Below are 8,021 nucleotides of genomic sequence, written 5' to 3'. Positions count from 1 at the left end.
CAACGATCCGGCCTACCCGATCGAAGGACGGCGGGCGCGCACCGGATAGCCGCTGTAACGGCGACGGCGAAGTCAACGCATCGCTTCGGCCGCAGACTGGGTCCACCTCTCCCGCTTGCGGGGGAGGTCGCATCGCATGTCATGCGATGCGGGTGGAGGCTCTCTCCGCGATGCGACTCGTGGAGGAAGCCCCCTCCCCAGTCCTCCCCCGCAAGCGGGAGAGGGAGCGCACTTCCGATGCGGCTCTCGGCTACGCCGAAGTTACGTTTCGTAGCTTCCGAATTGCGCAAGCGTCGCACAGGCAGCACCATCGGCGCATGGAAATGCTGATGCTGGTGCTGCAATGACGGCATCCAATGTACTGGACTGGATCGTGGCGCTCCTGGTGTGCTGGGCGAGCCTGACCGCAATCTCCGAGCCGTCCCGCGGGGCCTCACAGTGCGAGGTGCCCATCGCGACGAGCGGCGCGCTGCAATCGCTACCGGCGATTCCGACGCAGGCGGAATTCGAGGAGATGATCCGGGATATGAAACTGCACGACTGACCGGCAAAGCGCGAAAGGCCTTCCCTGCATCCCCGAAAACGAAACAGGGCGGCGCCGAAGCGCCGCCCCGTCCTGATTGCCGTTGCCGGCCGCTTACTTCACGAGGTCGAAGCGATCGGCGTTCATCACCTTGGCCCAGGCCGCGACGAAGTCGTTCACGAACTGCTCCTTGGCATCCGAGCAACCGTAGACTTCGGCGAACGCGCGCAGCTGCGAGTGCGAGCCGAAGATCAGGTCGACGCGGGTGCCGGTCCACTTCACCGCCTTGGTCTTGCGGTCGCGGCCCTCATAGACGCCCTCGCCGACATCGCTCCACTCCGTGCCCATGTCGAGCAGGTTGAGGAAGAAGTCGTTGGTCAGCGTCCCCGGCTTGCCGGTGAAGACGCCATGCTTCGACTTCTTGGTATTGGCGCCGAGCACGCGCAGGCCGCCGACAAGAACCGTCAACTCCGGTCCGGTCAGCCGCAGCAGCTGCGCGCGATCGACCAACGCCTCCTCGGGCAACATGGCCTGGGGCTTGCCGCTGAGATAGTTGCGGAAGCCGTCAGCCCGCGGCTCGAGCGGAGCGAAGGAGGCGGCGTCGGTCTGCTCCTGCGACGCGTCGGTACGGCCGGGCGTGAAGGGGACCTTCACGTTGGTGCCACCGTCCTTCGCCGCCTTCTCGATCGCAGCCGCACCGCCGAGCACGATCAGGTCGGCGAGCGAGACCTTCTTGCCGAACTCCTTCTGGATGGCTTCGAGCTTGGACAGCACACCCTTGAGCTGGGCCGGCTCGTTGACCTCCCAGTCCTTCTGCGGAGCAAGACGGATACGCGCACCGTTGGCACCGCCGCGCTTGTCGGAGCCGCGGAACGTGGACGCCGAGGCCCAGGCGGTCGACACCAGTTCGGACACCGAGAGCCCCGAGGCGAGGATCTTCGCCTTGAGCGCCTCGATATCCTTGTCGTCGATCACGACATGATCGAGCGCCGGAACCGGGTCCTGCCAGATCAACGTCTCCTTCGGCACCAGCGGGCCGAGGTAGCGCTGGATCGGGCCCATGTCGCGATGCGTGAGCTTGAACCAGGCGCGGGCGAAGGCGTCCGCGAACTGATCCGGATGCTCGTAGAACCGGCGCGAGATCTTCTCATAGGCCGGATCGAAGCGCAGCGACAGGTCGGTGGTCAGCATGGTCGGGACGTGCTTCTTCGACGGGTCGAACGCGTCCGGAATGTCGGCCGCAGCGCCCTTCGCCTTCCACTGCTTCGCACCTGCGGGGCTCTTCGTCAGCTCCCACTCATACTTGAACAGGTTGTCGAAGAAGTGGTTGCTCCACTTCGTCGGCGTCTGGGTCCAGGTGACTTCGGGGCCGCCGGTGATCGCGTCGGCGCCGACGCCGGTGCCGAACTTGCTCTTCCAGCCGAGGCCCTGCTCCTCGAGCGCGCCGCCTTCCGGCTCCGGCCCGATCAGCGACGGATCGCCCGCGCCATGGGTCTTGCCGAAGGTGTGGCCGCCGGCGATCAGCGCGACGGTCTCTTCGTCGTTCATCGCCATGCGGAAGAACGTCTCGCGGATGTCTTTCGCGGCAGCGACCGGATCCGGGTTGCCGTTCGGGCCTTCCGGGTTGACGTAGATCAGGCCCATCTGCACCGCGCCGAGCGGCTCGGAGAGTTGACGCTCGCCGCTATAGCGCTCGTCGCCGAGCCAGGTGCCCTCCGGGCCCCAGTACAGCTCTTCCGGCTCCCACACGTCGGCGCGGCCACCCGCAAAACCAAACGTCTTGAAGCCCATCGATTCCAGCGCGACGTTGCCGGCGAGGACATACAGGTCGGCCCAGGAGATCTTGCGGCCGTATTTCTGCTTGATCGGCCAGAGCAGCCGGCGCGCCTTGTCGAGGTTGGCGTTGTCGGGCCAGCTGTTGAGCGGGGCGAAACGCTGCTGACCGGCACCGGCGCCGCCGCGGCCGTCGGTGATGCGGTAGGTGCCCGCCGAGTGCCAGGCCATGCGGATCATCAGGCCGCCGTAATGGCCGAAGTCGGCCGGCCACCACTCTTGCGACGTCGTCATCAGGGCCGTCAGGTCCTTGATCACGGCGTTGAGGTCGAGGGTCTTGAATTCCTTGGCGTAGTCGAACTCCTTGCCCATCGGATCGGACAGGCTGGAGTTGTGATGCAAGACCTGAACGTCAAGCGACTTCGGCCACCAGTCACGATTCGTGTGTCCGCGAGGGGCTGCCGTGAATGGGCATTTGCCCGCGCCGTCGTCGGTTTTTGCGTCCATGTTTCTTCTCCGAGGTGATGGATTCTGGAATGTGCTGGAGCTCTTCCAAGAACGATTCTACGCGCCTCAATCCATCAGGTGAAATTGACTTTAATGATCGCGGCAATAAGATAATCTGATGATAAATGTCACACTCCGGCAACTGAGGTATTTCGATGCGCTGGCCCGGCACGGGCATTTCGGCCGTGCCGCGGATGCCTGCGCGGTGTCGCAGCCGGCGCTGTCGATGCAGATCCGCGAGATGGAACAGGCCGTCGGCGGCGTGCTGATCGAACGCAGCGCGCGGCAGGTGACGCTGACGGCATTCGGCGAAGAACTGCTGCGCCGCGTGCGCGAGATCCTGCGCTCGGTCGACGAGCTCGGCGACTTCGCGCGCGCCTCGCGCGACAAGCTCGCCGGTCGGCTGCGCATCGGCATGATCCCGACGATCGCGCCATATCTGCTGCCGAAGGTGATCGAGACCCTGGCGCGGCTGCATCCCGAGCTCGACATCCATGTCCGCGAGACGCTGACGCCGAAACTGATCAAGGAGGTCGCCGAAGGCCGGCTCGACACCGCGATCGTGGCGCTGCCGGTGTCGGAACCGTCGCTGACCGAGGTCGCGCTGTTCTCGGAAAACTTCCTGCTGGTGCGGCCGGGCGAGGATGCCAAGACGCCGGTGCCAAGCCCCGAGATGCTGCGCGAGATGAGGCTGCTGCTGCTCGAGGAAGGCCACTGCTTCCGCGACCAGGCGCTGTCGTTCTGCAACATGCAATCCTCGCCGCCGCGCGAGGTGCTGGACGCAAGCTCGCTGTCGACGCTGGTGCAGATGGTCGGCGCCGGCATCGGCGTCACCCTGATCCCCGAGATGGCCGTGACGGTCGAGACGCGCTCGGCGCCGGTCACGGTGTCGCGCTTCAAGCATCCGCAGCCCTCGCGCACCATCGGCATGGTCTGGCGCAAGACCTCTCCGCTCTCCTCGCAGCTGCAGCAGATCGCCGAGGTGGTCTCGCTCGCCGCCCGGGAGTTGCGCGCGCCGAAGGGGGATGGCGGCAAGGCGCCGGCGAAGCGCGCGGGGCGACGGCAGGTGGCGTGATTGGCGCGGTCGCGCGCGTGAGGGACGCACCGGAGGCCGGGTTCCCTCCCCCCTTGCGGGAGAGGGAGCCTGAGAGACGTGCTCACCTTACTTCGGCGCGACATCCCGGAATGGAATGGCGCAGAGAGACCTGCCCCTCACTTCTCCAGATATCTCTTCATCTCGGCGATCAGGCCGTCGCGCAGTTCGGGGCGCTTGAGGCCGAACGCGATGTTGGCGCGGAGGAAGCCGGGCTTCGAGCCGCAATCGTGGCGCTCGCCCTCGAATTCGACGCCGTAGAACTTCTGCGTCTTGGCGAGCCCGATCATGGCGTCGGTGAGCTGGATCTCGCCGCCGGCGCCGCGCTCCTGGGTGGCCAGAATGTTGAATATCTCGGGCTGCAGGATGTAGCGGCCGGTGATGGACAGATTCGACGGCGCGGTGCCCTGCGGCGGCTTCTCGACCATGCGGTCGACCTCGAAGATGTTGCCGGTGCGCTTGCCGACGCTGCAGATACCGTATTGATGGGTGAGCTCATCGGGCACCGCCTCGACCGCGATCACGTTCGACTTGTCGCCGAGCTTGTTGGCGGCATCGATCATCTGCTTCAGGCAGCCCGGCGTGTTCAGCACAAGTTCGTCAGGCAGCACCACCGCGAACGGCTCGTTGCCGACGATGTCGCGCGCGCACCACACCGCGTGGCCGAGACCGAGCGGCGATTGCTGCCGGGTGAAGCTCATTGCGCCGGCTTCCGGCTGATTCTGCGCCAGGATCTCCTGCTCGGTCTTCTTGCCGCGTTGCGCGAGCGTGGTGTCGAGCTCGAACATGCGGTCGAAATGATCCTCGATGACGCCCTTGTTGCGGCCGGTGACGAACACGAAGTGCTCGATGCCGGCCTCACGGGCCTCATCGACCACGTACTGGATCAGGGGCTTGTCGACGATCGTCAGCATCTCCTTCGGCATCGCCTTGGTGGCGGGCAGCACGCGGGTGCCGAGACCGGCGACGGGAAATACGGCTTTGCGGATCTTCATGGGATTATCGGAAGCCTTGAAACGGGTGGGACGGCGGCGCGGGATCTAATCGCTCCTTGGTAACCGTTTTGCAGCCGAGAACAAAGGCGGATGTGTGATGCGCACCAATCCGCCTTCTCCACTCAAGCGTCCCGCCCGAATGTTCGGCCTTACCTCGGCATCCCGACCGCGCGCGACGGCGCCGACGTGCTGCCGGATGCAGCCGTCGCGGTAACCGATGACGCGATCCAGCGGCGATACTTGCGGGTGAGCGACGCCGTTCGCAGCTGGGCGAGGACCAACGCCTTCAGCGGAGAAACGTTCGGATTGGCCGCGCGCCCTCTGCTCAACCGCCGCAACTGGAATTTCACGACGGCCATGGCGGCAAGCGAGGCCATCGGCTTGCTCTTCCAGCGGATCGGCGCGACTTCTGGCCGCAGATCCTCAGCCCTGCGCCAGGCGTTCGGCAAATCCGGCCGGATCGCCAGCGCGGTGGCGATGCCTGCGATCGCGACGCCGCTGTCGAGCACCTGCTGCACGACGCCGATGCAGCGAATGCCGCCGGTGACCATGACCGGCATTCTGGCGACGGCTGCGATATCGCGCGCGAAGTCGAGGAAATAAGCCTCGCGCGCCAGGGTCCGGCCGTCGCGTGCATCGCCCTGCATCGCCGGCGCCTCGTAGCTGCCGCCGGACAGTTCGACGAGATCAACGGGCAATTCGTTCAGCATCTCGACGACCGTCTTCGCATCTAGCGCATCGAAGCCGCCGCGCTGGAAATCGGCCGAGTTCAATTTGACCGCAACCGAGAAGCCGGGCGACACCGCCGCGCGAACCGCCTTGACGGTTTCGATCAACAGTCGCGCCCTGTTTTGCAGCGAGCCACCCCAGCCGTCGGTGCGACGGTTGCTCAATGGCGACAGGAACTGGCTGAGCAGATAGCCGTGCGCCGCATGGATCTGCACGCCGGAGAAACCGGCGCGCTCGCCGAGCCGCGCGGCACTGACGAAGCGCGCGATCACCTCGCTGATGTCCTGCTCGGTCATCGCTTTGGGCATCGCAAACAGGTTCGAATGCTTGCCGAGATCGAGCGCCACCGCCGACGGCGCCAGGGTTTGCTGACCCATGTTCTTCATCACCTGCCGGCCGGGATGATTGAGTTGCAGCCAGATTTGCGCGCCCTTGGCGCGGCCGATCCGCGCCCAGTTTCGAAACGCTTTAAGCTCGGTTTCGTCCTCCAGCACGACGCCACCCGGCCCGGTCATGGCGCGGCGATCGATCATGACGTTGCCGGTGATGATCAGGCCGGCGCCGCCATCGGCCCATGCCTGATAGAGGCGCAGCAGCCCGGCCGAGGGGAGATGCTCGGCGTCAGCCATGTTCTCCTCCATCGCCGCCTTGGCGATGCGGTTGGGAACGCTGCTTCCGTTGGGCAAAGTGAGGGAATCGAACGGCGACATAGGCCAGGTTCCTTATCGAGTTCCTTGTTGATCTGCGTGCACCCTAACCTTAAAGTGAACTTTAAGGTCAAGCAGCAAGGAGCCCTCAATGAAGATCGGGGAACTGGCACAGGAGTCCGGTCTGGCGCCGTCGCGTATTCGCTTCTATGAGCGAGAGGGCCTGATCGGGTCGATCGACCGCGGCTTGAACGGCTATCGGCAGTATTCGCGGGAGACGAGCCAGGTTCTCGAAATCATCGTGATGGCCCAGCAGGCCGGATTCTCGCTCGACGAGATCCGGAACCTGCTGCCGCCGCACGCCAAAGCAGACTGGAGCAAGGACAAGCTGGTAGCCGCCCTCAAGAACAAGGTGATCGAGGTTGCAGCCCTGCAGCGCCGACTATCTGAAACCCAGGCCGGGCTCGAGGCCGTGATCGCCCGGATCGAGGGGACGCCGACGGGCGGCGATTGCTTCGAAAACGCCGAAGCTGTCTTGGCCGACCTCAGGGACCAATCAAAAGCCGGTTGATGAGGTCGGACAATTTGTCCCGACCAAAACCGTCGCGTGATTTGGTCACGCCCAAAATGCTGCCCTTTGTTAAGATATTGGAAACCGTGACGAGGCCTTCTGAGGCAGCACGATTTTGACAGGCACACGACGAATGCGCGCGACGGGAACATCACGGACCAGGCTTTACAGCGCGAGCCTGATCGCGCTGGCGCTGCTGCTGCCCGGCAGCACGCAAGCGCAGTCGGCCGGCAACGGCCTGACCAACCTGATCGACAGCATCTTTTCGCCGAACGCCGCGACGCCGCCGCAGGCCGCGACCGGACAGGACGGCGCAGCGCCGCCCTGGAGCGGCGAAGACGGCGCGTCCGGCCATCCGCTGATGACCGCTGCCGCGATCCGTCAGGCCGCATCCGACTTCCCGAACTGCGTTGCGGGGATGTGGCCCGACGCCGCACGGCGCAACATCACGCAGCAGAATTTCGAGCGCTTCACTGCGGGCCTTCAGCCCGATCTGCGCATCATGGATCTGCTGGATTCGCAGCCGGAATTCACCAAGGCGATCTGGGACTATCTCGACATTCTCGTCAGCGACACCAGGCTCGCCAAGGGCCGCGAGATTCTTACGAAATACAGGCCGCAGTTCGACGCGACCGAGAAGGCCTTTGGCGTCGATCGCTACATCATCGCGGCGATCTGGGGCATCGAGTCGAACTACTCGACCCAGATGGGCGATCGCAGCGTGGTGCAGTCGACCGCCACCCTCGCCTGCATCGGCCGCCGTCAGGCCTATTTCAAGGACGAGTTCCTGTCGGCGCTGGAGATCCTCAACCGCGGCGATCTCAAGCCCGAACAGATGCGCGGCTCCTGGGCCGGCGCGTTCGGCCCGACCCAGTTCATGCCGACCGCGTTCAAGCGTTACGCCGTCGACGGCGACGGCGACGGTCGCCGCGATGTCGTCGACAATCCGAGCGACCTGATCGCCTCCACCGCCAACAACCTGAAGAAGGACGGTTGGCAGACCGGCGCGAGCTGGGGCTACGAGGTCGTGCTGCCGCAAGGTTTGAACTACATGCTGGCCGACCGCGCCAAGGTGATGCCGCTGTCGCAATGGGAGCAGCTCGGCGTCAAGCGGCCCAACGGCCAGCAATTCCCGCGGCCGTCCGACAAGGCCTATCTGCTGGCGCCGGCTGGCGCCGAGGGT

The 8,021-nt window shown here is 65.1% G+C and carries 7 protein-coding genes; 4 read left to right on the top strand and 3 right to left on the bottom strand.

Going from position 1 to position 8,021, the window contains the following annotated elements; genetic code table 11:
* Nucleotides 1-343: 343 nt before the first annotated feature.
* Complete coding sequence (locus tag FNJ47_RS43190; protein ID WP_163162497.1) at nt 344-544, top strand: hypothetical protein; 201 nt, start codon at nt 344-346, stop codon at nt 542-544.
* Between the two features lie 93 nt (nt 545-637).
* On the opposite strand, the gene katG is transcribed toward FNJ47_RS43190, so the two are convergent.
* Entirely contained in the window at nt 638-2,803 is a 2,166-nt protein-coding gene (katG, locus tag FNJ47_RS43185) for a catalase/peroxidase HPI (RefSeq protein WP_163162495.1), read from the bottom strand.
* 118 nt (nt 2,804-2,921) lie between these two features.
* Here katG and FNJ47_RS43180 point away from each other — a divergent pair, with 118 nt between their 5' ends.
* Nucleotides 2,922-3,878: a LysR substrate-binding domain-containing protein gene (locus FNJ47_RS43180; protein WP_163162493.1), complete on the top strand. Its 957-nt coding sequence runs from the start codon at nt 2,922-2,924 to the stop codon at nt 3,876-3,878.
* 137 nt (nt 3,879-4,015) lie between these two features.
* On the opposite strand, the gene galU is transcribed toward FNJ47_RS43180, so the two are convergent.
* Nucleotides 4,016-4,891: a UTP--glucose-1-phosphate uridylyltransferase GalU gene (gene galU / locus FNJ47_RS43175; RefSeq protein ID WP_163162490.1), complete on the bottom strand. Its 876-nt coding sequence runs from the start codon at nt 4,889-4,891 to the stop codon at nt 4,016-4,018.
* A 149-nt stretch (nt 4,892-5,040) separates the two neighbouring features.
* On the bottom strand, nt 5,041-6,330 hold the full coding sequence (locus tag FNJ47_RS43170; RefSeq protein ID WP_163162488.1) for an NADH:flavin oxidoreductase/NADH oxidase family protein: 1,290 nt from the start codon (nt 6,328-6,330) through the stop codon (nt 5,041-5,043).
* An 88-nt stretch (nt 6,331-6,418) separates the two neighbouring features.
* On the opposite strand from FNJ47_RS43170, the gene FNJ47_RS43165 reads away from it, so the two are divergent.
* Nucleotides 6,419-6,838 carry a MerR family transcriptional regulator gene (locus FNJ47_RS43165; RefSeq protein WP_163162486.1) on the top strand — a complete coding sequence of 140 codons (420 nt, stop codon included), beginning with the start codon at nt 6,419-6,421 and terminating at the stop codon, nt 6,836-6,838.
* A 133-nt stretch (nt 6,839-6,971) separates the two neighbouring features.
* The coding region (locus tag FNJ47_RS43160) for a lytic murein transglycosylase (protein ID WP_163162484.1) at nt 6,972-8,021 on the top strand (1,050 nt) is incomplete at its 3' end.

The organism is Bradyrhizobium uaiense, from assembly GCF_010811875.1.
GTDB lineage: Bacteria > Pseudomonadota > Alphaproteobacteria > Rhizobiales > Xanthobacteraceae > Bradyrhizobium > Bradyrhizobium uaiense.
This window is presented reverse-complemented; position numbering and strand designations above follow the sequence as displayed.